Here is a 26,090-nt window from a genome sequence, read left to right as displayed (position 1 = left end):
CTTTAATTCTACAGGGAAACTCACTTGTTTTCTATTTTTACTAATACTAAAAATAGTGTTAGTGAATTTTTATCACCAACACTATTTATTGTAGAGCCATAATACCGCCAATCTCTTGCAGATAGGCGTTTTTTTTATGAATATAAAGAAACTATAAAATAAAACTTGCTAGGAGGAGTGTGAAAGCGTAGTTTTACTTTTTCTTATAAAATAGATGGCATACTTCCCCATTTGAAGTTTAGATTTAATGTAAGATCAATGAAAGGGGGTTATAAGCAATGTCGGTAAGCCCTATATGGGAAATATGATAAATAGAATAGTAATAGCAATTCAGTTACATCTCTATGCTGCTTACCGTATTCATCATGTCTTTGAAGTTTATTTTAGATAACCATGGTGAAAATTAGCTTCGTATGGCTCTAATAAACATAAAAAGCTACAATTACTTCCATTTTATATAACTTGATTCATAAAAATGGGATTTTATTCTATCAATTATTATAAAAAGTGTTAGAATAGAGATAGTATTGTTTTTAAGATGGAAATCTATGATAAATGTAATAGAATTAGTTTTAGGTAGGTGTAAATATGGGGAAAGTTATTTCCGTTGCTAATCAAAAAGGTGGTGTAGGAAAAACTACATCATCTGTTAATTTAAGTGCCAGTTTAGCGCAACTTGGAAACAAAGTATTATTAGTCGATATAGATCCACAAGGAAATGCTACAAGTGGCGTTGGAATAAATAAGGCTGATGCAAATAAATGTGTGTATGATGTGCTAGTTGAGGAGATTCCCGCTAAGGAAGTTCGCATTACAACTAGTTTTGATAACCTTGATATTATTCCAGCAACGATTCAACTTGCTGGTGCTGAAATAGAGCTTGTACCAACTATTTCACGTGAAATTAGATTAAAAAAGGCAATTGATGAAGTAAGAGAAGATTACGATTATGTCATCATCGACTGTCCACCTTCATTAGGATTATTAACCATCAATGCATTAACAGCTTCTGATACCGTCATTATCCCCGTTCAATGTGAGTATTATGCACTTGAAGGGTTAAGTCAATTACTAAATACAATCCGACTTGTACAAAAACATCTTAATAAAACATTAATGATTGAGGGTGTATTGTTAACGATGTTAGATGCTCGTACAAATCTTGGGCTCCAAGTCATTGAAGAAGTTAAAAAATACTTTCAAGATAAAGTTTATAATGCTATTATCCCCCGAAATGTTCGGTTGGGAGAAGCGCCAAGTCACGGTAAACCAATTACAATCTATGATCCCAAATCTCGCGGGGCGGAAGTTTATCTTGAATTAGCAAAGGAAGTGATGATGAGTGACACGAAGGTTGGGTAAAGGCTTGGAAGCTTTGTTCAATGAAATTGAACAAAATGAAGATGATAAAATACAGGAAATTGCAATATCCGAATGTAGGCCAAATCCATATCAACCGAGAAAAACATTCCATGCAGATGCGATAGAAGAACTGAAAGAATCAATTTTGGAATATGGGATTATTCAACCACTCATTGTTCGTAAAAGCATTAAAGGTTATGAAATCGTAGTAGGCGAAAGACGATTTCGAGCTGCAAAAGAGGCTGGTCTTGCTACAGTTCCCGTCGTCATAAAGGAAATGTCAGATGAACGAATGATGGAGTTAGCATTACTAGAAAACTTACAACGGGAAGATTTAACTCCAATCGAAGAAGCGCATGCATATGCAAATTTGATGAAGGAATTAAATATTACACAAGAGGTACTCTCAATACGTCTCGGTAAGAGCCGTAGCCATATTGCTAATATTGTACGCTTGTTATCATTACCAGAGCAAGTAATTGCTTATATTAATAATGGTGAGCTTACGATGGGGCATGGACGGACATTACTCGGTTTGAAGGATAAGGATAAAATCATACCAGTTGTTCAAAAGATTAGAAATGAAAAATTGAATGTAAGGCAAGTAGAAAAACTTATTACACAGCTGAACGAGAAACCATCGCCTAAAAAAGGAAAGACGAAAAAGGATGTCTTTTTAGTAGAACGAGAGTCCTTTTTACGAGATAAACTCGGTACTGCGGTCTCTATAAATCGTGGGAAACGAAAAGGCAAAATTGAAATTGAATTTTACACGGATGATGATTTAAATCGTATTATTGAAGTGTTAGAACGTTAAACAACGGAACTGACGAAAGGGTCAGTTCTTTTTAATTTGGTTATCAATAGCATAAGATACAACAAAATGTTTCACGTGGAACATTTTGTTGTATCTAGCGTCAAACTTATGACGACATAATTAAAAACAACATGAAATACAACAAATGGAGATATGCATATGGCGTTATTTGGAACATTATTTGATGGACTTTGTATTATTATCGGTAGTTTGTGTGGTTTAACATTTTCAAAAATCCCCATGCGGTACAAAGATACGATGATGAAGGCAATTTCATTAACCGTAATAGTCATTGGTATGCAAATGGCATTTGCTTCTGAGAAGATATTAATTGTATTAATTAGTTTGCTGTTTGGTTCGTTGATCGGTGAATACTTACAAATCGAACGTGCCTTCCACCGATTTGGGGAATGGATAGGCAGTAAAATTAACCGTAAAGATACCGGAAATACACCGAACAAGATTTCAGAAGGCTTTGTAACAGCTACATTAATATTCGGGATTGGGGCCATGGCGATTGTGGGTTCTTTAAATAGTGGCCTTCGTTTAGACCATGAAGTATTACTGACGAAAGGGATTATTGATGGTTTTACAGCGGTTATTTTAACTTCTACGCTTGGGATTGGTGTTTTAATATCTTTCGTTCCTATCGTGCTCTATGAAGGGACAATTACATTATTAGCAACCGTGATTGAAAGGGTTGTACCAGAAGTGATGCTAAATGGCATTGTCGTTGAGCTAACTGCTGTAGGTGGGGTTATTATCATTGCAATTGGATTGAATATGTTGAAGATAATTCAAGTAAGAATTGCAAATCTACTACCAGCAATTATCGTAGTTATTATCTTACAGGCGCTCTATCAAATCTATTAAAATACTGAAACTGGTTATGCAAAATGTGCATGACCGTTTTTTTAGGTTGTCTATTAAAAAAGTGTTATTACTTAATAGAACCAAACTGTCTCGTAACTATCTTTTTAGTAGAGGAGCATATAACTCGCTCCGAAAAATACACTTCGCTTTCCGCGGGCGGCTGATGAGCCTCCGACGCACAGGACGTGACCGCTTTTAGCCGACCTCCCACAGGACAAGGAGCGCTTCGGCAGCATGACATCGTACGAGGAAAAGACGTTTTATCTTTTTCGAGTCTCCGTGTATTTTCTCCGCTAGTATTTGTATTTTAAATTGTGAAATTTATTGCTCATTAATTAATTATATACTCGGATTTTACACATTAAAATGCGAAAAAAACTGCATTTTATCGTGCGATGCTTCGCTGTCGTAGTGTCCTGCGGGAACAGCACGAGATGAACGCAGGGCTAAGTTCACCACGTCCTGTGCGTCGGAAACCCCACAGGAAAAAAGTTAAGGAGGGCCGACTAAATACGGCCTTTGCGGCCAATGTCGGCATACCCCAGTGTTGGGGCAAGGCCGTGACCGCGGAAAGCGAAGTATTCTGCCGAAGCGATGCAGCGAGCTAATTAAGTATAAAGGCAAATATTCACTACTGAACAGTTTAGGTCTACTACGCAAGTTAAAAAGGTAATAGAATGAGGGGAGTGCATTTAAAAATATACTTAAGAAAGTGTTCGTAAATGAGTTGCGCGATTCAATCGAGATAAAACAGCAGGGGTATAAGCCTGATACGTTAACTGTTTATCAATATGCTCCAATACATTTGCAATATTTTTAGCCATATTAACAACAATTGCAAGGCGTGTATTTTGTAAAACTTGATACTCCATAAAGCCACTTACATTTACAACACCAGTAATATTGATGTCCCCAACTTTCGGAAGCGACTTATTTAAGGCTGCACCAGGCTTTAGCGGACCTTCACTTGCAATCACTTGCCCGACAGATTCTGTTTTCCCTAAACTTGCGTCTATTGCAATGATAAAAGCATTACGATGATTCTTTTTAATGCTTTCCATATAATCTACTAGATTCATTGCATGTACAGGATCGTGCAAGGTGCCATAAACTGTCATATGTCTTGGCCTTAATTCAGAAAGAAACGTACCAACGAGCGGTCCAAGTGAGTCACCAGTAGAACGATCTGTACCAATACAAACAACAACGTACTCTTTTGGTGTATCAGGAAGCCACGAAATTAATCTTTCTGTTAACGCATGCCGTGATGCCGGGTCAGTATGTAACATACGAATAGAGTCAAAATTCTTTTTAAATCTGTTCATGAAATTCATAGCTTATCCTCCACATACATATTGATATAAGTATACCGACTTATACGTGCTTTTATACGTGTTAATTTAAAATATTGGGGGATGCAACATGATAAGATCAGGGTTAAAATGGATGTTTTTGATTATCGGGACTACAATAGGGGCGGGTTATGCATCTGGAAGGGAACTGTGGGAGTTTTTCGGCCATGAAAGTGGACTAGCCATATTGTTATTTGTTATTTTCTTTTCTGTTTCATGTTTGGTAATAATGAAAGTGAGTTATCGCAGACAGTCAACAGAATATCGGCCGGTATTACGAGAGGTTGTCGGGAAAAGACTCACACGATTCTATGATTTTATGATTTTTATTTACTTATACACGACTACGATTGTTATGCTATCCGGTAGTGGAGCAACCGGACAAGCGTTTGGTTTACCTTATTGGTGGGGAATTATATTTATCGTGCTCATGCTTATTTTACTGTTTTTGAAGGATATAAGAGGGGTTTTATCTATTAATGAAATCCTCATTCCAGTTTTACTAATCGGGCTACTGTATGTCTTGCTACAATTTACAATAGATGAGGGGTTGGCGTTGTTTTCTCATTGGCATGAACAAAGAAACTGGATGGCGGCATTTCCCTTTACTGCTTTAAACATATTACCACTAGTTGCTGTATTGGGGGCAGTTGGTAATAAGGTGAAATCATTAGGGGAAATATGGATTGCGAGCATCGGTAGTGGTGTGATTCTCGGTGTTATTTCCTATATTTATAATAATAGTTTGATACAAATTGCAGATGAACTGTTATTATATGAAATCCCGTTATTCGCTATTTTGAAAAACTATTCATTTGGTATGCTTACTTTTATGTCCTTATTGTTATGGTTTGCAATATTTACAACGGCTGCTGCGGGTATACTAGGCATTGTGACGAGAATCAAAAGTATCGTTCATTATCCATTGTGGGTAATTGTGAGTGTCATATTGATTTCAATGATACCTTTAACGTTTATTGGGTTTTCCTCACTTATTAGCATTACATATCCGCTTTATGGGATTTTAAATTTATATGTTTTAACGAGGTTGTTGTTGTTCCCGTTATGGTTAAAGAAGACTTAGAAGAAACATGCGATTGTAGTAGAATGGATAGAAATATAGTAAAATGAATGATAGAAGTTACTTAGCGTGTCGTACGTGTCATAAAAATGTAGGAAGGAGAAATAGGAGATTGAAAGAATATGGATTAAATGATGTAGTAGAGATGAAAAAGGCACACCCATGTGGTGAAAATCGATGGAAAATTATTCGAATGGGAATGGATATCCGAATAAAGTGTCTTGGCTGTGATCATAGTGTAATGTTGCCAAGAAAGGAATTTACAAAGAAAATTAAAAAGGTAATCGAAAAAGCTGGAGAAGCAGAGTAATCATGCAAAGCAGTTCTAGCAAATTAGCGATTTAGGATAGAAAGTTAGCGGATAAATGCAAAACAACATACGAATTTATAAAAATAGGCATCGTGATGATGGCTATTTTTCACTTTTACTTGCTTGTCTTATTTTCGTGTAATCTCTATAATAAAGCTATCGATGCATTCATATGAATGGAAATCCTTAAGGAGTGGAATATACATGTCTTTGACAGCAGGAATAGTCGGGCTTCCGAATGTAGGTAAGTCAACTTTATTTAACGCAATTACACAAGCAGGAGCAGAATCAGCAAACTATCCGTTTTGTACGATTGATCCCAACGTTGGTATCGTGGAAGTTCCCGATGATCGCTTAAATAAATTAACAGAATTAGTGCAACCAAAGAAAACAGTCCCAACTGCATTTGAATTTACTGATATAGCAGGAATTGTAAAAGGTGCAAGTAAAGGGGAAGGTCTAGGTAACCAATTTTTATCTCATATTCGTCAAGTTGATGCAATATGCCAAGTTGTTCGTTGTTTTGACGATGAAAATATTACACATGTTTCTGGAAAGATTGACCCGGTTGATGACATTGAAATTATTAATTTAGAATTAATTTTAGCCGACTTAGAAACTGTAAACAAACGTCTACAGCGCGTTGAAAAGCTAGCAAGACAAAAAGATAAAGATGCTGTGCAAGAACATCAAGTGTTAGTCATGATAAAAGAGGCATTAGAAGAAGAAAAACCAGCCCGGTCGTTATCATTCCATGATGAACAACAGAAAATTGTCCGTGGCTTACATTTACTAACTGCAAAGCCTATGTTATATGTTGCTAATGTTGGAGAAGATGAACTTGTAGATTCTGATGCAAATCAACATGTGAAGACCGTAAAGGAGTACGCTTCAAAAGAAGGCTCCGAAGTGATCGTTATTAGTGCAAAAATAGAAGAGGAAATTTCAGAGTTAGACCAAGAAGAAAAGGAAATGTTCCTTGAAGAGTTAGGAATATCAGAGTCGGGTTTAGATCAATTAATTAAAGCTTCTTATAGCTTACTAGGTTTAGGAACGTATTTTACTGCTGGGGTACAAGAAGTTCGTGCCTGGACCTTTAAAAAAGGAATGAAGGCACCACAGGCAGCAGGAATTATCCATACTGACTTTGAACGTGGCTTTATTCGCGCCGAAACCGTATCTTATGACGATTTATTAACAGCAGGTTCTATGGCACAGGCTCGAGATAACGGTAGAGTGAGACTAGAAGGTAAAGATTACATTGTACAAGATGGAGATGTCATTCATTTTCGCTTTAACGTATAACGAAAAGAAGGTCCCTTAAAACACTTGTTATCTAAAAAATATTTTGGTATAATTAACTATCGTGAGTAATTAAACTTTAAATTACTCCTTGCTCTTATAAGGAAATGTTTTCAAAGCAAGCCTTTTTAAACATATTCCGGATAAAAAATAAGAGCCGCTAAGACCAAAAGGAGGTGTAACGGATGAGAAAATACGAAATCATGTATATCATCCGCCCAGATATCGAAGAGGAAGCGCAGACAAGCCTAATTGAGCGTTTCAATAACGTTTTAACTGATAATGGAGCGGAGATTGAAAAAGTAAATGAAATGGGCAAAAAACGCCTAGCATATGAAATTAACAATTACCGTGATGGTTATTATGTTGTAATTAACTTTAGCGCAGACGTAGAAGCTGTAAATGAATTCGACCGTCTAGCTAAATTCTCTAATGACATTATTCGTCACATTGCAATTCGTGAAGATGAACAATAAAAAGGGGTGGTTCTGATGTTAAATCGTGTCGTTTTAGTTGGCAGATTAACGAGGGATCCTGATTTACGTTATACACCTAGTGGCGTTGCAGTAGCCAATTTTACTGTCGCTTGTAATCGACCTTTTACAAATCAACAAGGAAATCGTGAAGCTGACTTTATTAACTGCGTAATTTGGCGCAAACCAGCGGAGAACCTTGCGAATTATATGAAAAAGGGTAGTTTAATCGGTGTTGATGGTCGGATCCAAACACGTTCTTTTGAAGGACAAGATGGGAAAATGGTATATGTTACGGAAGTTGTCGCAGAAAGTGTACAATTTCTAGAATCAAGAGGTTCCTCACAACAGCAACAACAACCAAGAGGTGACCAATTCGCATCAGGATTCCAACAAAATAGAAATCAGAACAACCAACAACAACAACAACAACAAAACAATCCAAATCAATTTGAAGATGATCCATTTAAAAATGATGGTGAGCCAATTGATATTTCGGATGATGATTTACCATTTTAAAAATAAACAATTTGTAAGGAGTGAATAGATTATGGCAGCTCGTCGTGGTGGACGTGGAAGACGTCGTAAAGTGTGTTTCTTTACAGCGAACGGTATAACACACATTGATTATAAAGATGTTGATTTGCTAAAACGTTTCATTTCAGACCGTGGAAAAATTCTTCCTCGTCGTGTAACTGGAACATCAGCTAAATACCAACGTAAATTAACAATTGCAATTAAACGTGCTCGTCAAATGGCATTATTACCATTTGTACAAGAATAATATAAAAAGCCCATCAGATTCAGTTCTTAACTGTATTTGATGGGCTTTTTAATTATCAATACTTATCGCTACCTTATAACACGCTGCTAGTTGAAGTTTCGCTTTATCCCCTCTTTCGCTTAGGATAGATTAAGATAATTTTTACTAATAGGAAAAGGGAATAAGGAATAAATAGCATGAGCCATTGGGTATCCGTTCGATAGAAGGAGCTGAAAATAGCATAAAGTAAAAACGGAATTGTTGTTGTGAATGCTACCATCTTCCATAATAAAGAGAAGATTAACTTCCTTTTTAGTAAGTGGGCTATTCCTTTCCCGACATAAGCAATGAGCGATAATAGTAAAAAGATAATGATGGTAAGTGGTAAGTAAGAGAATATGAAAAAGTAAATAAACTTAAAAACAATATTTAGCTTTCCCTCAAAACCCGACGTCGTTGTAAGTAAATCAATGAGAGGTGGTATGGATACGATAGCGAGTAAAACAAATAAATAGAAGACGACAATATCCATTCCAATTCGATTTAACTGAAAGACTGCACGTTTTGAAGGGATTTTTAAACTGAGTTTAAATGTGTGCCAAAGTTGCATATACTCCATTCCTTTGTTGAGATAATCATGTCATGTAAACTTAATACTATTATATATGATACGTTCATAAAGATGGAGTACAATGACGTGAATACCCACATTCGTAACAGGGTAATTCCGCATTCCTAGGATATGATGGAAATATCAGTGTATGGTAACTTCTTTTAATATCTAATTGAAACATGGTATCATATAATAATGACAAGAAATAATAAAGAGGTGCCAGGGAATGAATCAATCTAGGCAAATAACAGAAGGTGCATTATTTGCAGCACTGTATATAGCTTTATTTGTATTTTTTATGTTTGTCCCGTTTTTATCAACGATTGCGTTAATATTATTACCATTTCCATTTGTCCTATATGCTTCGCGATATAATTGGAAACCCGCACTTTTAATGTTTGCGGTTGTTCTTCTTATCACTATTTTGATAACGCATTTTATTATGATACCGTTAGTTGTAGTTACTGCTTTAGGTGGAATAATGATTGGAGCAGCGATACATCAAAAGGTGTCAGCATATGAAACATGGGCACGGGGAACAGCTGGTTTTGTTGTAGGTTTCTTATTTGCTTATTTATTTGCTGTATTAGTATTTGATGTCAATATTATGAATCAAGTGGATCAATTTGTAAATACTGCAAATGAACAGAGTAAAGCGCTCTTACATCAATTTGGTGTAAGTAATATTGACCAACAAATAGAAATAATTGAAGAGCAAATGATGATTATGAAACACCTGATTCCAATGATGCTAGTTGCAATTTCTATTTTCTTTGCATTTATCGTACAGTGGATCAGTTACAAATTATTAAATAGAATTGAAAAGGCAAATTATCACTTTCCACCTTTTCGAACACTAAGTTTTCCAACGGCTATCGTTTGGGTATATTTTGTTGCATTACTTGTGAGCTTTTTCCAGACAGATAAAGAGGGAGTACTATTTTTAGGAGCGCAAAACATCATGATATTGGCTGGATTACTCATGGCCATACAAGGTTTATCATTTGTGTTCTTTTATTGTTATGAAAAAAAGGTATCAAAGGCAATTCCAATTGTAGTGGTCATTTTGACATTGATCTTCTCGCCATTACTACTTCCTTTCATAAGAATCTTAGGTATAATTGATATAGGTTTTGGCTTAAGAAATCGTATCACAAAAAAATGACAGATTCGTTCTTAAATGGAGAAAGACTTTTAATATAAAGGAATGGCAATGGAATGTATGCACCTTTGAATAGGAGCTGAGCAGGATGTCTGATTTGGAGAAAAAGCCATTATTAAGCAAACATATATGGTTTATTTATATATTTGCACTAATATCCATTGGAATTATTGTTTACTACCATTGGATAATAGGACTTATTTTACTTTTACTTTTAGGTGTGTCCCTTGCATATACAGTCATCAGTGAACGGGCCATTTTTGATGAAACAGAAAAGTACATTACAACTTTGTCTTATCGTATTCGTAGAGTCGGTGAAGAGGCTTTATTAGAAATGCCGATTGGAATCATTTTGTTTAATGAAGAGTACCGAATTGATTGGACGAATTCATTCATGAACCAGTTTATCGAAGAAGAAGGTGCAACATTAGCGGGTAAATCATTGAATGAGTTATCTGAGGCATTAATTCCAGCGATTAATGAAAATAAGGATGATGTATGGATTACACTCGATGGCGAAAGATTTGAAGTGTTAGTTCATAAGGAAGAACGGCTTTTGTACTTATTTGATCGAACAGAACAACATAGAATCCAAACGCTTTATGAAAATGAACAGCCTGTTTTAGCAATTATTTACCTAGATAATTATGATGAAGTAACGCAAAACATGGATGACACATCAAAAAGCCAATTGAACACAGAAATAACATCAGTTTTAAATAGTTGGTCACAAGAGTACGGGCTCTATTTAAAACGTACGTCCTCTGATCGTTTCTTGGCAGTAGGTACGTTCGAAATTCTAAATGAATTAGAAAAAAGTAAATTTAATATATTGGATACAATTCGTGGAATTAATGCGGATCAAAACATTCCAGTCACAATTAGTATTGGGATTGGACTAGGTGATACATCATTGCCTGTTCTAGGAGAATTAGCACAATCTAGTCTTGACCTAGCTTTAGGACGTGGCGGTGATCAAGTTGCCATTAAAGACGATAGTGGAAAAGCCCGTTTCTATGGTGGAAAAACGAATCCAATGGAAAAGCGAACGCGAGTAAGAGCACGTGTAATCTCCCATGCACTAAAAGGCTTAGTTGTAGCTAGTGATAATGTCATTATTATGGGGCATCGTGCACCAGATATGGATGCAATCGGATCTGCAATTGGTATATTAAATATTGCAGAGACGAATGGTGTGAATGGATACATTGTTTTTGATAAAGAAGATAATCTAATGGGTGTTTACCGATTAATGCAGGCACTTAAGAAAAGTCCTGATTTATGGAAACATTTTATATCACCAGATGATGCACTAGAAATAATGACAGAGAAAAGTTTAGTCGTAGTTGTCGATACACATAAGCCTTCAATGGTTGTGGATGGACGTATATTGAAACAAACAGATAATAAAGTAGTCATAGACCATCACCGTCGCGGGGAAGACTTCATAAAAAACCCAACACTTGTTTATATGGAGCCATACGCTTCATCGACTGCCGAACTCGTAACAGAATTAATAGAATACCAACCGAAGAACAAAAAATTATCGATGTTAGAAGCCTCTGCCTTATTGGCAGGAATTACAGTAGATACAAAAAGTTTTACACTTCGTACTGGTTCACGTACATTTGATGCGGCATCTTATTTACGTGCAAAAGGAGCTGATACGGTGCTTGTGCAGCAGTTCCTAAAGGAAGACCTTCATTTATATATAAAACGTAGTAAACTTATTGAACAGGCGAAAATCTATCTCAACAATGTTGCAATTGCTAAAGCACAGGCTGGGGAAACTTATGATTCAGTTTTAATTGCACAAACCGCTGATACGTTATTAACATTAACAGGAATTGAAGCCTCTTTTGTTATTTCGGAACGAGCTGATGGCAAAGTAGGCATTAGTGCCCGCTCGTTAGGTGACATTAATGTGCAGTTAGTAATGGAAAAAATGCAAGGTGGCGGTCATCTGACAAATGCTGCAACACAAATAGAAAAGACAACAGTTGATGCAGCGGAAAAGTGGTTAAAAGATATACTTTCTGAAATGTATGAAGGGAGAGAGCAAAAATGAAAGTAATTTTACTTAAAGATGTAAAAGGCCAAGGTAAAAAAGGTGAGGTAAAAAATGTCTCATTGGGATATGCAAGAAACTATTTATTAAAAAATAATTTAGCTGTTGAAGCAACTCCAGGCAATTTAAAACAGCTTGATGCACAAAAGAGACAGCAAAAGGAACAAGCAAAGGAAGAACAACAACAAGCTGAAATGCTAAAAGAAAAACTGGACAAGATAACCGTCGAGATTAAAGCAAAAGCTGGTGAAGGTCGTTTGTTTGGGTCGATTACGAGTAAACAAATTGCAGAGGCTCTTCAAAAAGAACACGGTATTAAGGTAGATCGTCGCAAACTTGAATTAGAGCAACCAATTAAAGCTTTAGGATACACAAATGTACCAGTCAAATTACATCCTCATGTAACAGGTACAATAAAAGTTCATGTTGTTGAAAAGTAATTTCTACTGTAAAATAGAAAAGAAGAATGATGTAAAATGAAATATGATGTAATTTAAATAGAAGTGGAAAAGATGACGAATTGGGGTGAACGATTCGTCATCTCTATTTTGCTTGTAAAGTGCTTGTTTAACTCCCTCACGTCTTTACTGACAACGTAAGGTTAGGGAGTTTTTGAAAAACCTATCAAGTAGGAAAAATGTCTCGTATTGTCATGAAAGAAGGGGAATTAGCATTGAGTACTATGATAAATGATCGTATACCACCGCATAATATAGAAGCGGAGCAGTCTGTCATTGGTGCAATTTTTCTTGAGCCTGAGGCATTTTCGACTGCATCCCAATTTCTTATGCCAGAGGATTTTTATCGCGCTGGACACCAGAGAATTTTTGAAATCATGTTAAAACTGTCAGACCGCGGAGAACCGATTGATATATTAACAGTTACTTCTGCATTAAAAGATACAAAAAGCTTGGATGAAGCGGGCGGCGTATCTTATTTAACAGAAATAGCCCAAAGTGTTCCGACAGCGGCTAATATCGAATACTACTGTAAAATTGTTGAAGAAAAGGCCTTGCTACGTCGTTTGATTCGAACAGCTACAGATATAGTAACCGTGACGTATGATCGTGAAGATGAAGTAGACGATGTTTTAAATGAAGCGGAAAAAAATATATTAGAAGTCTCGAATAGACAAAACGCTGGTGCATTTAAAGCAATTAAAGATGTATTAATTGAAGTATATGATAATATCGAGACGCTGCATAATCAAAAGTCAGATATAACGGGTATCCCAACTGGCTATCGTGACCTAGATAGAATTACATCTGGTTTTCAGCGAAATGACTTAATTATTGTCGCCGCACGTCCTTCTGTCGGTAAAACAGCATTTGCATTAAATATTGCCCAAAATGTTGCGGTTCACACAGATGAAAATGTTGCTATTTTTAGTCTGGAGATGGGTGCGGAACAGCTTGTACAACGTATGCTATGTGCAGAGGGAAATATTGATGCACAAAGAATGCGTAGCGGTCAGCTTGAATCGGAAGACTGGGGACGACTCACGATGGCGATGGGATCCCTTTCTAACGCAGGTATTTTTATCGATGACTCTGCCGGTATCCGCGTAAGTGAGATTCGCTCAAAATGCCGACGATTAAAACAAGAACACGGGCTTGGAATGATTCTTATTGATTATTTGCAACTAATCCAAGGAAGTGCTAATTCGAAAGATAACCGTCAACAAGAAGTATCGGAAATTTCTCGTTCATTAAAGGCTTTAGCACGTGAGTTAAATATTCCCGTTATTGCATTATCACAGTTATCACGTGGCGTTGAACAACGACAAGATAAACGACCTATGATGTCAGATTTACGTGAATCTGGAAGTATTGAGCAAGATGCGGATATTGTTGGCTTTTTATACCGTGATGACTACTATGATAAGGAATCCGAACAACAAAATATTATTGAAATTATTATTGCAAAACAACGTAATGGTCCAGTTGGTACGGTTGAATTAGCGTTTGTGAAAGAATATAATAAGTTCGTTGACTTAGACCATCGCTATTCAAATAGTGATGTTCCACCAGAACCAGCCCACGCATAATAAGATGATAAGAAACAGTCCATCATGGGCTGTTTTTTTATTGAAGGATATTTTAAACAACTACTTAAAATGTACATGTAAAACACGAACATTAAAACTACATACACCTATAATGTACGTATTTTACGTTGACTTTGTCAAATTCTATTGATAAACTTGTGTATGTAAATCGAAATGTACGAAAAAACACGAATAATAGTGGAGGTGCGTCATGTCCTCAGTAGTAGTTGTTGGTACACAGTGGGGAGATGAAGGAAAGGGGAAAATAACGGACTTTCTTTCTCACCATGCAGAAGTTGTTGCACGTTATCAAGGTGGTAACAATGCAGGTCATACGATAAAATTCGATGGCACGACATATAAATTACATTTAATTCCTTCGGGTATATTTTATTCAGAAAAAACGAGTGTATTAGGAAATGGAATGGTAATAGATCCCAAGGCGTTTGTTGCTGAGATAAAATATTTGCACGAACATGGTGTCTCAACAGAAAACTTACGTGTAAGTAATCGGGCACATGTTATTTTGCCATACCATATTAAACTTGATAAATTGCAAGAAGAAGAAAAAGGTGTAAATAAAATTGGTACTACGAAAAAAGGGATTGGACCTGCCTATATGGATAAAGCGGCGCGTGTTGGTATTCGTGTTGCAGACCTCCTAGATGCAAATATATTCCGGGAGAAACTAGCGCAGAACATAGAGGAAAAAAACCGGTTATTTACAAAATTGTATGATGCAGAACCATTAGAAGTCGATGAAATATTTACCGAGTATTATCGCCATGGGCAAGAAATGAAAAAGTATGTATGTGATACATCTGTTGTGCTAAATGATGCACTTGATGAAGGAAGGCGCGTCTTATTTGAAGGGGCGCAAGGTGTTATGCTTGATATTGACCAAGGAACATATCCCTTTGTTACATCGTCTAATCCAATTGCGGGTGGTGTCACGATTGGGTCTGGCGTTGGTCCAACTAAAATTAATCATGTTGTCGGAGTGACAAAAGCATATACAACTAGAGTAGGAGATGGGCCGTTTATAACGGAGTTGCAAGATGAAATTGGTGATCAAATCCGTGAAGTCGGCCGCGAATATGGTACGACAACTGGACGACCACGCCGTGTAGGTTGGTTTGATAGTGTTGTAGTCCGCCACGCCCGCAGAGTAAGTGGTTTGACAGACCTTGCCGTAACTTTACTCGATGTATTAACAGGAATTGATACATTGAAAATATGTGTCGCATATCGCTATCGAGATGAAGTGTTGGAGGAGTTCCCAGCAAATTTATCTGTTTTAGCACAATGTGAACCTATTTTTGAGGAAATGCCGGGATGGACAGAAGACATCACCAATGTCACGAGTTTACATGAACTTCCGAAAAATGCCCGACATTATGTAGAAAGAATTTCACAACTTACTGGTGTACCATTATCTATCTTTTCAGTAGGCCCAGATCGTACCCAGACGGTTGTTGTAAAAAATGTCTATCGTAAATAGAGCTGATCAAAAGAGTAATTTAGCTTCGTGCTATTTACTCTTTTCTTTATGGAGAGAGATAATACCTTCCGCATAACCCAAATAAAGGGAAATATTCCTATGAAAAACACGTACCTCATCTATTCGGAGATTTCAATCATTATTGTTGCAAAGCCACTAATTTTGCGGGAAAGCATCCATTTATCCTATCAGGCATGGTACTAAAAAATACAGCCTGTATACCAAGACATTTATAGTAAAGTAGGGTAAAATAGACAAAAGGTTAATCAATAATCAATAAGAGATTAGTCAAAATTGGGATTTTATTAGACTCATTTTTAATGCAAATGAGAAAAGGATTGAATTAAACGTTAAAATATAAAGAATAAAAAGGGTGAGTTGACATGGCGCAAAAAATATTAGTCGTCGATGATGAACAACCAATTGCAGATATCTTACGTTTCAACTTAGAAAAAGAGGGTTATGAAGTAGTTTGTGCATATGATGGCGATGAAGCAATTGCATTAGCCGAAAAAGAGAAACCGGATCTTATTTTACTAGATATTATGTTACCTAATAAAGATGGAAATGAAGTGTGTCGTGAAATTCGTAAAACACAAATCATGCCTATTATTATGTTGACTGCAAAGGATTCGGAAATAGACAAAGTATTAGGTTTAGAACTAGGTGCCGATGATTATGTGACAAAGCCTTTTAGTAATCGTGAATTAATTGCACGTGTAAAGGCAAATTTACGTCGCCAACAACATGCACCTGAAGAAACAGATGTAGAAAATAAAGATATAGAAATCGCCAATTTAACAATACATCCAAATGCTTATACGGCTACGAGAGATGGAGAGGAAATTGAGCTTACTCACCGTGAGTTTGAATTACTTCATTACTTGGCACGTCATATTGGTCAAGTGATGACACGGGAACATTTATTAGAGACAGTATGGGGATATGATTACTTTGGTGATGTCCGTACAGTTGATGTAACGGTGAGAAGATTGAGGGAAAAAATTGAGGAGAATCCAAGTAACCCGGTGTGGATAGTAACCCGCCGTGGTGTAGGTTATTATTTACGAAATCCAGAGCAGGAGTAGTTTCCCATGGGCAAAATTGGTTTTTTTCGTTCCATTCAATTAAAGTTCATTATTATTTACATTTTGCTATTATTAGTTGCAATCCAAGTGATTGGTGCTTATTTTGCAAGTGAATTTGATAAGGAATTGTTTTCAAACTTTAAATCTAGTATCAATGATCGAATAGAGTTATTAAGTTATAATTTGGAACAAGCATTTAATAAAGAACGTTCAGAGGATGATCAAGGCCCTACTTTAATCCAAGATGTACAAACAATCATCTCAGATATTGATGCAAAAGATTTAACAACACTTCAAGTTGTAAATGATCAAAGACGGGTACTTGGCACGAATGATACGTTAAACATGGATATTATCGGGAAGAAGACAGTTCAGGATTATGTTCAAAAGGCATTAAACGGTGAATCCCCTGAACGGCAATTCTTTGATCAGAAGACAGAAAACCGTTTATATGTCCGAGCAGTACCAATTAAAAATAACCAAGGTAGTATAGTTGGTGCAATATATATTGAGGCATCTGTCGAAGGTGTCTATGATCAATTACAAAATGTAAATGAAATATTTTTTAAAGGATCTATTTTAGCGATTGCAGTTTCCGCCTTTTTAGGAATTTTAGTTGCCCGTACAATTACAAAGCCAATTAAAGAAATGCGTCGTCAAGCCCAAACCATTGCGAGGGGTGACTTTTCCCAAAAGGTTAACGTGTATGGAACGGACGAAATTGGACAACTTGCTGTTTCATTTAATGATATGAATGATCGACTACGACATTCTTATGCGACGATTGAAAAAGAACAGCGTAAGTTAAGTTCCATATTACTGAACATGTCAGATGGTGTCATTGCCACTGACGCTGCTGGATTGGTTACATTAATGAATGACGCAGCGGGGATTATGTTGAACAAAAACCCTGAAGAAAGTAATGGCGAATTATTGTTGAACTTATTACGACTTGATGAAAAACATTTTGATATATCGCGACTCCCTGAGAGTGGCTCGATGATTATTGACTTTGGAACAGATGAAGAAGAATTTTTAATCCGTGCTAATTTTTCAACGATCTCAGATGAAGAAGATGATATTACTGGGTTTATCACAGTTTTAAGTGATGTTACGGAACAGGAAAAACTAGAAAGAGATCGGCGGGAATTTGTATCAAATGTGTCACATGAGTTACGGACACCGCTCACAACAATGCGCAGTTATTTAGAAGCTTTAACAGATGGAGCATGGGAAGATAAGCAAATTGCACCTCGCTTTTTAAATGTTGCCCAAAATGAAACAGAACGTATGATACGAATGGTAAACGACTTATTACAGTTATCAAAAATGGATAATAAGGACTTTATGTTGCAACGAGAACGAGTCGAGTTTATTAGTTATTTCCATCACGTAATCGATCGCTTTCAAATGAACATACCCGAACATATCTCATTTACCCGTGACCTTCAAAGTGGCAAATCATTTGTTTGGATTGATAAAGATAAACTTATGCAAGTGCTCGATAATATCATTTCAAATGCAATAAAATACTCTCCTGAGGGAGGGACAATACGTTTTAAAGTTGCGAAACAACGTAATCAAATTTTAGTTAGCATTTCCGATGAAGGCATGGGAATCCCGTATGATAAAGTAGATAAAATTTTTGAAAGGTTTTATCGTGCAGATAAAGCAAGAAGTCGTAAATTAGGCGGTTCTGGCCTTGGATTAGCAATTTCAAAGGAACTTGTCGAGGCACATCATGGACGCATTTGGGCTAGAAGTGGAGAAGGAAAAGGGACGACAATTTTCTTTACACTCCCGCTAATGGGTAGAAGGCGGAGGGAAGGCAAATGAAAATTGAAGTAGTAAAAACGTATATTTTAGTTGTTTTAGTCGCGATTAGCCTCATATTAACATTTACAATTTGGACGTATAAGCCGAACTTTGACGCAATCATTGATCCGAAAGATAAATATATTAATGAAGAAGAGTTTCATCTTGATGGTGAAGTGCAAACAAAAAAGGACATTATTACTCCGGAGTCCATTATCTTTCAAAATGCAGGAAAATACTTTGGTTTTATAAATCCAAATGAACAGAATAAATTGTATGAAGATATGCAGACATGGGCGATTTATGATTTTAAATTAGATGAATCACATCGCATTCCTGACGATAACTTTCAAGTAGAATTACGTTTCCCAGACACATTACCAATGGAAGTGTTGCCCTCTGTCTTTTCCTTTAATGAGGAACCAGAATCTTTGCCAAGTTGGTCTTTCAGACGTGTCATGATTACATTTAATGATAGTAAATCGATTATGTATTTTCACTTTTTATCAATTGACGGGCAACGGCAGGCTACTGCAACAGTAAATAATGTAACAAAATATGATCTATTAAAAAGTTACGCAACAAATATAGATGACTTTGAGGAATATACCGTTTTTGAAGATGCAAAAACACCAATATTTATTCCAAAGCATGAAAAGGATGCAGTCCGACGTTCATTTACAATTAATATGATGAATCCTAAAAAGCTTGTCAATGCAATGTTTTATGACCCATCATTAGTAAGCCGTAATCTCTCCAATGAGGATATTGCATATTACACAGATGGCAAAAGGCAAATGCTTGTTAGCCCTGATAGACGTTATATGGAGTTTACGGACCCGATTCAAGAAGATGAGATTGGGTTGTTACGACCTTTAGACGTAATTGATAAAAGTCTAGCAAATATCAATGAACATAAGGGTTGGACAAACATTTACAAGTTAGATGAATTGGATATGCAAAAAAATAGAATAAAGTATTTGATGTATTACGCGGGATATCCCGTATTTAATACGAGTCTTACTGCTATTGAACAAGTGTGGCAAGGCCAAAGCTTATTTCAATATAAACGACCATTATTTAAACTTAATAATTCAATTGTAGGAGAACCAGTGACATTACCTTCTGGTCAAAAGGTAAAGCAATATTTAAAAGGCCGTACAAAATATAAATTAGATCAGATTGAAGATATTCGGATTGGGTATGGTGTTTCATATGAAGACAATGCTTCTTATATTATGATTTTAGACCCGGCATGGTTTATCAAATATAACGGAAATTGGATAGCCATCAATCCAGATGAAACCGCTGATAGTAGAGGGGTGAGCTAGGATGCAATGGAGTCAAATAAAATCATTATTTATCATATGCTTCCTAGTACTAGATATTTTCTTAGTCATTCAGTTTCTTGAAAAACAAGAATCATCCGATATTGGCCTTTTAGAACGACAAGATGTTACAGTTGAACAGCAATTAGCTGATGAGAATATTAAAATTAAAAAGCAGCCAAGTGAATTACCTGATGAGTCGTTTATATCTGTTAAACAACGGAAGTTTGAGAAAGAAGATATAGAGCTACTATTAACGAAGGATAATCAAGATGCTGCAATATTAAATGATAATTTAATTGTTTCAGAGCTAAAGAAACCAATTAAATTAGCGAAAGATACTTCAGATGAACAAATAATGGAAGTGATGAGTTCATTCATCATGCATTACCAATCATACCAATTCGGTGAATGGGACAAGGATAACCGTGTTATTTATCTTTTTCAAGTAACCAATCAACGCCCTGTTTACTTTAACAAAAGCGGCATCGTTATTTTGTATATGAATGAGGATAATGAAATTACTTCTTACACACAGACGATGTTAGATGAACCAGAAACGAATAAAGATAAAAAGTCTTTAATTAAGCCGACAGATGCAGTTTGGAAACTTTATGAAAATAACCGATTAAAAACGGGTGAAGAAATAACAGATATGCGAGTAGGCTACCATACGGTTGTGCCATTAGAAAGTGGTGTTCAAGTATTTGTTCCAACATGGAATGTAACTGTAAATAATGAACAACATTATTTTGTAAATGCGATTGAAGGAATGGTTTTTCCAGGAAATCAACTGGAGTTTTTAAAAGATGCCATCAAGACGAATTTAGATAAGATTATCATGCTGCAAGGTAACGATAAATTAAAAGATACGTTAATCGAGCAGCTGGAGGATAAATTGGAACAAATTAATCGGAGTGACATATCATGAGTTTGCGTTTTAGTGTATTAGCATCAGGAAGTTCAGGAAATGCCTTCTATATTGAATCAGATCGGGAAAGATTACTAGTTGACGCCGGATTAAGTGGGAAGCAATTAGAAAGTCTGTTTGCACAAGTACAGGCTAATCCGGCCTCTCTAGGTGGCATATTAGTAACACATGAACATAGTGACCATATAAAAGGTTTAGGCGTTCTGGCACGGAAATACAAATTACCCATTTATGCGAATGAGAAAACTTGGCAAGCAATGGATGGCATGATTGGTAAAATCCCAGTAGATCAGAAGTTTGTGTTTCCAATGGAATCCGTGCAAACCTTTGGTGACATTGATGTGGAATCATTTGGCGTTTCACACGATGCAGCTGAGCCAATGTTTTATACATTCCATCATGACAACCAAAAGGTCGCACTTGTAACAGACTTGGGCTATGTATCCGAACGTATTAAAAAGACAATCGAAGGGGCCGATGCATATATATTTGAGGCGAATCACGATGTAGAAATGTTACGGATGAGCCGGTATCCTTGGAATGTTAAAAGGCGTATTTTAGGCGACTCTGGTCACGTTTCAAATGAAGATTGTGGGCTTGCCCTCTCGGATATTATTAGTAATCGGACAAAAAGAATTTATTTGGCGCATTTAAGTAAAGAAAATAATATGAAAGACTTAGCGCGAATGTCTGTCGATCAAGTTTTAAAGGAACGTGGTATCGACATCGCATTGCACGATACAGATCCAAATCAGGCAACACCAATGTTCGAAGTGGGGTAAAATTTATTTCTAGTCTTCTCGTTAAACATTCATAGAAAGTAGGTCGGTGGGAATAATAAGTTCATATTTGCCTCTATGTGCAATCATACCTGAATAGGAGTGGTAAAATGGGGTATTATGATGATCATTATCCACCGAACCCACATCGGAAGAAAAGTAAGAGTCATGTGGTGCTGACATTAATAGCGGGAGTAATTTTAGGTGTATTGTTCGCGACAATCGTTTTGCCTAATTTAAAAAACCGTGGGCCAAATGTTGTGGATGATGCACAACAGAACGGTGTTACATCACAAAAGGGTACTTCTGAAAATATTAATGTTGATGTGACATCACAAATTACGTCTATTGTTGCAGATGTTGCACCAACTGTAGTTGGAATATCCAACCTACAGCGAAGTAATAATTTGTGGGATCCACAACAAGAAGCAAGTGAAGCTGCTTCTGGGTCCGGGGTAATTTATAAAAAGGATAATAAATATGCCTATATCGTCACGAATTATCATGTTATTTCGGGTGCAGATGAAATTGAAGTTATTTTAAATGACAATACGAGCTTAAAGGCGAATTTATTAGGTGGAGATATATTTTCTGATTTGGCAGTATTGCAAGTGGATGAAAAGAAGATTGACCATGTCATTGAAATGGGATCTTCAGATGATGTCAAAGTTGGTGAACCTGTTATTGCCGTTGGAAATCCTTTAGGTTTAATGTTTGCAGGTTCTGTAACACAAGGTATCATAAGCGGAAAGCAAAGAACCATTCCACAAGATTTTAACAATGATGGACGGGTGGATTGGCAAGCTGAAGTTATTCAAACAGACGCAGCCATTAACCCAGGAAATAGCGGTGGCGCGCTCATTAATATTTCAGGAAAACTTATCGGGATAAATTCAATGAAAATTAATGAGGCGGCAGTAGAAGGAATAGGCTTTTCCATTCCGATTGACACTGCATATCCGATTATCAGTGAATTAGAGAAGACTGGGAAAGTCGTACGACCATATTTAGGTGTGGAAATATACTCACTGCAAGAAGTACCACGTCAAGAATGGAAAAATACATTAAACTTACCAAAACAAATAGATGGTGGTGTCTATGTTTGGAGTGTTGAACCATTTTCACCAGCTGATAAGGCAGGTATGAAGCGATTAGACGTCATTACATCACTCGATGGAAAAGATGTAAACGATATGATTGATCTGCGAAAGATCTTATATCAGGAAAAAAAGATTGGGGATACATTAGATGTCATCTATTATCGTGATGGTAAAAAGCATGAAGCAAAAATTAAATTAGGAAAACAAGAATAAAAACAAGCTATCATCTCGCATGGAAGAGAGGTGATAGCTTATTTTTCATGACTTCTCTGTTTGATGTTGTGTATAAGGTGAAAATAAAAAGCTTTTAATCGGCATAGTTATCCCCAATTATAAAATGTTATGCACATTATGTGGATGCTTTTAAAGGGAAATCAATATTTAGTAGGGAACTTTTATTCGGACACAAAATAATAGAGAACATTTGTGCATATGTGGATAACTTTGTGCATAACTCAGTAATTCTCCATGAAAGTTACTAAAAAATTAGGTTGCTGCATTTCTACGTGGTAAATGGCCGCCAATTAATAATAAGAGGATGAGCATGATCATGTCTAAACGAGCGTCAAAAGCAAATTGTAGCATTCCTTGTTTCAATAAAATGGGGACCTTCGTTAAATAGAGCGCACCAATCATGATGATGATTAAAGGAACAGTAGCCTTTTTAATATGCATATTCGCTATAATGAGTGCTCCACAGCCAATTTCTAAAATTGCTACGATAAAAAGGGTTGTAGCTGGAAAGGGTATGCCATAGTTTGCAAACATCATTTTAAAATCACTTATTAAGAATTTCATGATACTAGATGTAATAAATACGTAGCCAATTGCGTAACGTACCCAGCGATCTAACATATTCTTCTTCTCCCCCCTATTTTTTCTCTTTTTACATGTTTATGCTACGGCTTGACCAATCTTGCTAACTAATTTATATGCTAGTACTTATAATTTTCCTTATAAAATGTAAGCCTGTATAGTAGAGGTTAATAATGAAAAGCTGTTTTCAAAAAGAATGTTGCTTTTAACAAAATAGAACCAAACTGTTTTGCGTGTTAGGTTGTCTTTCGCTACGGACCGTTGCTTTTCGCGGGCAACGCTTCAACTTCCGACGTACAGGAAGTACTAGTGCAGGTTTGCAACAAGACGTTGCGCAATTAACCTGCCTTGCCCCAGTGTTGGGGCAGGAGGCTGAGTCCGTGCCCGCGGAAAGCGAAGTATTCTGCTGGAGCGATGTTAGTGAGGATAGTTTTCACGACTGAACAGTTTTGGTCTACTATGGAGGTTAAGGTGCAGCTAATAATATGAAAAGAGCATCAAAGAAAAAGATGAGACATAAAGGAAGTGCAGGTTAGATGATTAAAAGATTTTTTTCTTACTATAAGCCGCATCGTCGCTTATTTATTATTGACTTTTCATGTGCGGTTTTTGTGGCCTTACTAGAATTAGCCTTTCCAGTTGCAGTACAACATTTTATCGACGATCTACTGCCAGGAAACAATTGGAGTGTGATTATAACAGTAAGTATTTTGTTGCTATTTGTTTATTTGCTCAGTACATTCATGCAATATGTGGTGACATATTGGGGACATAAGCTTGGAACAAATATAGAAACAGATATGCGACAAGAACTTTTTGGTCATGTTCAAAAACAATCCTTTCGATTTTTTGATAATACAAAGACAGGACATATTATGAGTCGTATATCAAATGACCTTTTCGATATTGGTGAATTAGCGCATCACGGACCAGAGGATTTCTTTATCGCCATTATGACCTTCTTTGGTGCGTTTCTCATTATGTTTAATATTAATGCACATCTTGCGATTATTATTTTATGTACCGTTCCAATCCTAATCGCTTTGATTTCGTATAGTAATATCAAAATGAACGCAGCATGGAAAAACATGTATGAAAATATTGCAGAGGTTAATGCCCGTGTTGAAGATTCTGTTTCTGGAGCACGTGTCGTCCAGTCATTTACAAACGAAGATCATGAGATGGCACAGTTTACAAAAAATAATTATAAATATAGAACAGCAAAATTACGCGCATATCGTGTTATGGCTTTTGTTAATTCCAATATTTATATGTTGATGCGTTTAATGGTGCTCGTCGTATTAATTGTCGGAGCTTGGTTAACGTATTCCAATATTTTGTCATATGGGGAATTAGTGTTCTTTGTACTTATAACAAACGTATTATTTAAACCAATAGAAAAAATAAGTGCATTGTTAGAACTCTATCCAAAAGGTATGGCTGGCTTTAAACGATTTACGGAAATGCTAGATGTTGACCCAGATATTGTTGATGATAAAGATGCCATTGATGTACCAGACTTAAAAGGTTTTATATCATTCCATAAAGTAACATTTGGTTATGAAAAGACACAAGGACCGATATTAAAAGCAATGAGCTTTAATATGAAAGCCGGTGAGACGGTTGCCCTTGTTGGGCCATCTGGAGCAGGTAAAACGACGATATCTTCCTTAATTCCACGTTTTTATGATATCGATAGCGGTCAAATTACGATTGATGGCATTGATATTCGCAAAATAAAGAAGCAATCATTACGGAGTCAAATTGGAATTGTGCAACAAGATGTGTTTTTATTTACGGGGACATTACGAGAAAATATTGCGTATGGTAAATTGGATGCAACGGATGAGGAAATTAGACTGGCAGCCAAGCGTGCGCATTTGGAAGAATTTATTGAAGAGTTACCACATGGATATGATACGCAAGTTGGTGAACGAGGATTAAAATTATCTGGCGGACAAAAACAACGCATTGCAATTGCCCGGATGTTTCTAAAAAATCCACCAATCTTAATTCTTGATGAAGCGACATCTGCTCTAGATACTGAAACGGAAAGCATTATTCAACAGGCATTAAGCGAACTAGCGAAGGACCGAACGACCATTGTCATTGCACACCGCCTCGCAACGATAAAAAGTGCAGATCGCATTATGGTCATCACAAAAGAAGGTATCGCTGAAGAAGGTAACCATGATGATTTAATTAAACGCGATGGGATTTTCGCTCATTTGCATAAGGTACAAACGATATAAAATGCTATGCCACTATATGTTTATTCATTGGAAAGGGGATTCTCCTTTGTGATAAGGAGATTCTCTTTTTTTTGTTAAAAATACGTTATAGAAAGGCGTCATGAAGATTGATGCAAATGTAATCAATGGATAGTGGATAACAGCAATCATAACATGTAGGAAAAAGATAAAAGTCCTAGTTAATCTTTGTTCTCGATATGTAAAAGTCGAGAGGGAATTTGAAGATTTCTGTCGTTATTTCCCGGGTAATGAAATCT

The 26,090-nt window shown here is 36.3% G+C and carries 24 protein-coding genes; 21 read left to right on the top strand and 3 right to left on the bottom strand.

The window, feature by feature from the left end:
- Positions 1–588 precede the first annotated feature (588 nt).
- The 3 genes from ACFFIS_RS06210 to ACFFIS_RS06200 all read left to right on the top strand — a co-directional run bounded on the left by ACFFIS_RS06210 (position 589) and on the right by ACFFIS_RS06200 (position 3,052).
- Positions 589–1,362, top strand: a complete 774-nt coding sequence (locus ACFFIS_RS06210; protein ID WP_390186635.1) for a ParA family protein — start codon at positions 589–591, stop codon at positions 1,360–1,362.
- On the top strand, positions 1,343–2,179 hold the full coding sequence (locus ACFFIS_RS06205) for a ParB/RepB/Spo0J family partition protein (RefSeq protein WP_390186633.1): 837 nt from the start codon (positions 1,343–1,345) through the stop codon (positions 2,177–2,179). The genes ACFFIS_RS06210 and ACFFIS_RS06205 overlap by 20 nt, the downstream gene beginning before the upstream one ends.
- Before the next feature lie 159 nt (positions 2,180–2,338).
- Positions 2,339–3,052, top strand: a complete 714-nt coding sequence (locus ACFFIS_RS06200) for a DUF554 domain-containing protein (RefSeq protein ID WP_390186632.1) — start codon at positions 2,339–2,341, stop codon at positions 3,050–3,052.
- 704 nt (positions 3,053–3,756) lie between these two features.
- On the opposite strand, the gene yyaC is transcribed toward ACFFIS_RS06200, so the two are convergent.
- Positions 3,757–4,386, bottom strand: a complete 630-nt coding sequence (yyaC, locus tag ACFFIS_RS06195) for a spore protease YyaC (RefSeq protein WP_390186631.1) — start codon at positions 4,384–4,386, stop codon at positions 3,757–3,759.
- Positions 4,387–4,474: 88 nt separating this feature from the next.
- Here yyaC and ACFFIS_RS06190 point away from each other — a divergent pair, with 88 nt between their 5' ends.
- The 6 genes from ACFFIS_RS06190 to rpsR all read left to right on the top strand — a co-directional run bounded on the left by ACFFIS_RS06190 (position 4,475) and on the right by rpsR (position 8,354).
- A complete protein-coding gene (locus ACFFIS_RS06190; protein ID WP_390186629.1) occupies positions 4,475–5,488 on the top strand; it encodes a YkvI family membrane protein in 1,014 nt (337 codons plus the stop codon).
- 109 nt (positions 5,489–5,597) lie between these two features.
- On the top strand, positions 5,598–5,795 hold the full coding sequence (locus ACFFIS_RS06185) for a DUF951 domain-containing protein (protein WP_320380782.1): 198 nt from the start codon (positions 5,598–5,600) through the stop codon (positions 5,793–5,795).
- 204 nt (positions 5,796–5,999) lie between these two features.
- A complete protein-coding gene (ychF, locus tag ACFFIS_RS06180; RefSeq protein WP_320380781.1) occupies positions 6,000–7,100 on the top strand; it encodes a redox-regulated ATPase YchF in 1,101 nt (366 codons plus the stop codon).
- Positions 7,101–7,282: 182 nt separating this feature from the next.
- Positions 7,283–7,573, top strand: a complete 291-nt coding sequence (gene rpsF / locus ACFFIS_RS06175) for a 30S ribosomal protein S6 (protein WP_320380780.1) — start codon at positions 7,283–7,285, stop codon at positions 7,571–7,573.
- Between the two features lie 15 nt (positions 7,574–7,588).
- On the top strand, positions 7,589–8,089 hold the full coding sequence (gene ssb / locus ACFFIS_RS06170) for a single-stranded DNA-binding protein (protein WP_390186625.1): 501 nt from the start codon (positions 7,589–7,591) through the stop codon (positions 8,087–8,089).
- Positions 8,090–8,120: 31 nt separating this feature from the next.
- On the top strand, positions 8,121–8,354 hold the full coding sequence (gene rpsR / locus ACFFIS_RS06165; protein WP_320380779.1) for a 30S ribosomal protein S18: 234 nt from the start codon (positions 8,121–8,123) through the stop codon (positions 8,352–8,354).
- 103 nt (positions 8,355–8,457) lie between these two features.
- Here rpsR and ACFFIS_RS06160 read toward each other — a convergent pair whose 3' ends face one another.
- On the bottom strand, positions 8,458–8,943 hold the full coding sequence (locus ACFFIS_RS06160) for a hypothetical protein (RefSeq protein ID WP_390186624.1): 486 nt from the start codon (positions 8,941–8,943) through the stop codon (positions 8,458–8,460).
- Positions 8,944–9,172: 229 nt separating this feature from the next.
- Between ACFFIS_RS06160 and ACFFIS_RS06155 the strand changes: the two genes are divergently transcribed.
- From ACFFIS_RS06155 to ACFFIS_RS06105, 11 genes are all read left to right on the top strand, one after another.
- Entirely contained in the window at positions 9,173–10,111 is a 939-nt protein-coding gene (locus ACFFIS_RS06155; protein ID WP_390186623.1) for a YybS family protein, read from the top strand.
- Between the two features lie 85 nt (positions 10,112–10,196).
- A complete protein-coding gene (locus ACFFIS_RS06150; RefSeq protein ID WP_390186622.1) occupies positions 10,197–12,176 on the top strand; it encodes a DHH family phosphoesterase in 1,980 nt (659 codons plus the stop codon).
- A complete protein-coding gene (gene rplI / locus ACFFIS_RS06145; RefSeq protein WP_320380775.1) occupies positions 12,173–12,616 on the top strand; it encodes a 50S ribosomal protein L9 in 444 nt (147 codons plus the stop codon). Before ACFFIS_RS06150 ends, rplI begins: the two co-directional genes overlap by 4 nt.
- A gap of 233 nt (positions 12,617–12,849) precedes the next feature.
- Complete coding sequence (dnaB, locus tag ACFFIS_RS06140) at positions 12,850–14,223, top strand: replicative DNA helicase (RefSeq protein ID WP_390186620.1); 1,374 nt, start codon at positions 12,850–12,852, stop codon at positions 14,221–14,223.
- A 211-nt stretch (positions 14,224–14,434) separates the two neighbouring features.
- Positions 14,435–15,724 carry an adenylosuccinate synthase gene (locus ACFFIS_RS06135; protein WP_390186619.1) on the top strand — a complete coding sequence of 430 codons (1,290 nt, stop codon included), beginning with the start codon at positions 14,435–14,437 and terminating at the stop codon, positions 15,722–15,724.
- Positions 15,725–16,107: 383 nt separating this feature from the next.
- A complete protein-coding gene (gene yycF / locus ACFFIS_RS06130) occupies positions 16,108–16,812 on the top strand; it encodes a response regulator YycF (protein WP_390186618.1) in 705 nt (234 codons plus the stop codon).
- Positions 16,813–16,818: 6 nt separating this feature from the next.
- On the top strand, positions 16,819–18,648 hold the full coding sequence (gene walK / locus ACFFIS_RS06125; protein WP_390186616.1) for a cell wall metabolism sensor histidine kinase WalK: 1,830 nt from the start codon (positions 16,819–16,821) through the stop codon (positions 18,646–18,648).
- Positions 18,645–19,958 carry a YycH family regulatory protein gene (locus tag ACFFIS_RS06120; protein WP_320380770.1) on the top strand — a complete coding sequence of 438 codons (1,314 nt, stop codon included), beginning with the start codon at positions 18,645–18,647 and terminating at the stop codon, positions 19,956–19,958. The genes walK and ACFFIS_RS06120 overlap by 4 nt, the downstream gene beginning before the upstream one ends.
- A 1-nt stretch (position 19,959) precedes the next feature.
- Positions 19,960–20,886 (top strand): two-component system regulatory protein YycI, encoded by a 927-nt coding sequence (locus tag ACFFIS_RS06115; protein ID WP_320380769.1) that lies wholly within the window; start codon positions 19,960–19,962, stop codon positions 20,884–20,886.
- Positions 20,883–21,668 (top strand): MBL fold metallo-hydrolase, encoded by a 786-nt coding sequence (locus ACFFIS_RS06110; RefSeq protein WP_390186613.1) that lies wholly within the window; start codon positions 20,883–20,885, stop codon positions 21,666–21,668. The genes ACFFIS_RS06115 and ACFFIS_RS06110 overlap by 4 nt, the downstream gene beginning before the upstream one ends.
- Positions 21,669–21,775: 107 nt before the next feature.
- Positions 21,776–22,978 (top strand): S1C family serine protease, encoded by a 1,203-nt coding sequence (locus ACFFIS_RS06105; RefSeq protein ID WP_320380768.1) that lies wholly within the window; start codon positions 21,776–21,778, stop codon positions 22,976–22,978.
- 273 nt (positions 22,979–23,251) lie between these two features.
- On the opposite strand, the gene ACFFIS_RS06100 is transcribed toward ACFFIS_RS06105, so the two are convergent.
- A complete protein-coding gene (locus ACFFIS_RS06100) occupies positions 23,252–23,620 on the bottom strand; it encodes a DoxX family protein (RefSeq protein ID WP_390186611.1) in 369 nt (122 codons plus the stop codon).
- Between the two features lie 497 nt (positions 23,621–24,117).
- On the opposite strand from ACFFIS_RS06100, the gene ACFFIS_RS06095 reads away from it, so the two are divergent.
- The gene (locus ACFFIS_RS06095; RefSeq protein WP_390186610.1) at positions 24,118–25,833 is read left to right on the top strand and encodes an ABC transporter ATP-binding protein; all 1,716 of its coding nucleotides are present in this window, start codon (positions 24,118–24,120) and stop codon (positions 25,831–25,833) included.
- Positions 25,834–26,090: the final 257 nt, after the last annotated feature.

This window comes from Paracerasibacillus soli, assembly GCF_042432965.1.
GTDB lineage: Bacteria > Bacillota > Bacilli > Bacillales > Amphibacillaceae > Paracerasibacillus > Paracerasibacillus soli.
Note: the sequence above shows the minus strand (reverse complement) of the source record. Positions and strands in the feature narration are given on the sequence as shown.

Excerpts from the sequence above, each read along its gene's own strand:
- ACFFIS_RS06210 (WP_390186635.1), top strand. The coding sequence starts at position 589 with ATGGGGAAAGTTATTTCCGTTGCTAATCAAAAAGGTGGTGTAGGAAAA.
- ACFFIS_RS06200 (WP_390186632.1), top strand. The coding sequence starts at position 2,339 with ATGGCGTTATTTGGAACATTATTTGATGGACTTTGTATTATTATCGGT.
- yyaC (WP_390186631.1), bottom strand. The coding sequence starts at position 4,386 with ATGAATTTCATGAACAGATTTAAAAAGAATTTTGACTCTATTCGTATG.
- ACFFIS_RS06190 (WP_390186629.1), top strand. The coding sequence starts at position 4,475 with ATGATAAGATCAGGGTTAAAATGGATGTTTTTGATTATCGGGACTACA.
- ychF (WP_320380781.1), top strand. The coding sequence starts at position 6,000 with ATGTCTTTGACAGCAGGAATAGTCGGGCTTCCGAATGTAGGTAAGTCA.
- rpsF (WP_320380780.1), top strand. The coding sequence starts at position 7,283 with ATGAGAAAATACGAAATCATGTATATCATCCGCCCAGATATCGAAGAG.
- ssb (WP_390186625.1), top strand. The coding sequence starts at position 7,589 with ATGTTAAATCGTGTCGTTTTAGTTGGCAGATTAACGAGGGATCCTGAT.
- rpsR (WP_320380779.1), top strand. The coding sequence starts at position 8,121 with ATGGCAGCTCGTCGTGGTGGACGTGGAAGACGTCGTAAAGTGTGTTTC.
- ACFFIS_RS06160 (WP_390186624.1), bottom strand. The coding sequence starts at position 8,943 with ATGCAACTTTGGCACACATTTAAACTCAGTTTAAAAATCCCTTCAAAA.
- ACFFIS_RS06155 (WP_390186623.1), top strand. The coding sequence starts at position 9,173 with ATGAATCAATCTAGGCAAATAACAGAAGGTGCATTATTTGCAGCACTG.
- ACFFIS_RS06150 (WP_390186622.1), top strand. The coding sequence starts at position 10,197 with ATGTCTGATTTGGAGAAAAAGCCATTATTAAGCAAACATATATGGTTT.
- rplI (WP_320380775.1), top strand. The coding sequence starts at position 12,173 with ATGAAAGTAATTTTACTTAAAGATGTAAAAGGCCAAGGTAAAAAAGGT.
- ACFFIS_RS06135 (WP_390186619.1), top strand. The coding sequence starts at position 14,435 with ATGTCCTCAGTAGTAGTTGTTGGTACACAGTGGGGAGATGAAGGAAAG.
- yycF (WP_390186618.1), top strand. The coding sequence starts at position 16,108 with ATGGCGCAAAAAATATTAGTCGTCGATGATGAACAACCAATTGCAGAT.
- walK (WP_390186616.1), top strand. The coding sequence starts at position 16,819 with ATGGGCAAAATTGGTTTTTTTCGTTCCATTCAATTAAAGTTCATTATT.
- ACFFIS_RS06120 (WP_320380770.1), top strand. The coding sequence starts at position 18,645 with ATGAAAATTGAAGTAGTAAAAACGTATATTTTAGTTGTTTTAGTCGCG.
- ACFFIS_RS06115 (WP_320380769.1), top strand. The coding sequence starts at position 19,960 with ATGCAATGGAGTCAAATAAAATCATTATTTATCATATGCTTCCTAGTA.
- ACFFIS_RS06110 (WP_390186613.1), top strand. The coding sequence starts at position 20,883 with ATGAGTTTGCGTTTTAGTGTATTAGCATCAGGAAGTTCAGGAAATGCC.
- ACFFIS_RS06105 (WP_320380768.1), top strand. The coding sequence starts at position 21,776 with ATGGGGTATTATGATGATCATTATCCACCGAACCCACATCGGAAGAAA.
- ACFFIS_RS06100 (WP_390186611.1), bottom strand. The coding sequence starts at position 23,620 with ATGTTAGATCGCTGGGTACGTTACGCAATTGGCTACGTATTTATTACA.
- ACFFIS_RS06095 (WP_390186610.1), top strand. The coding sequence starts at position 24,118 with ATGATTAAAAGATTTTTTTCTTACTATAAGCCGCATCGTCGCTTATTT.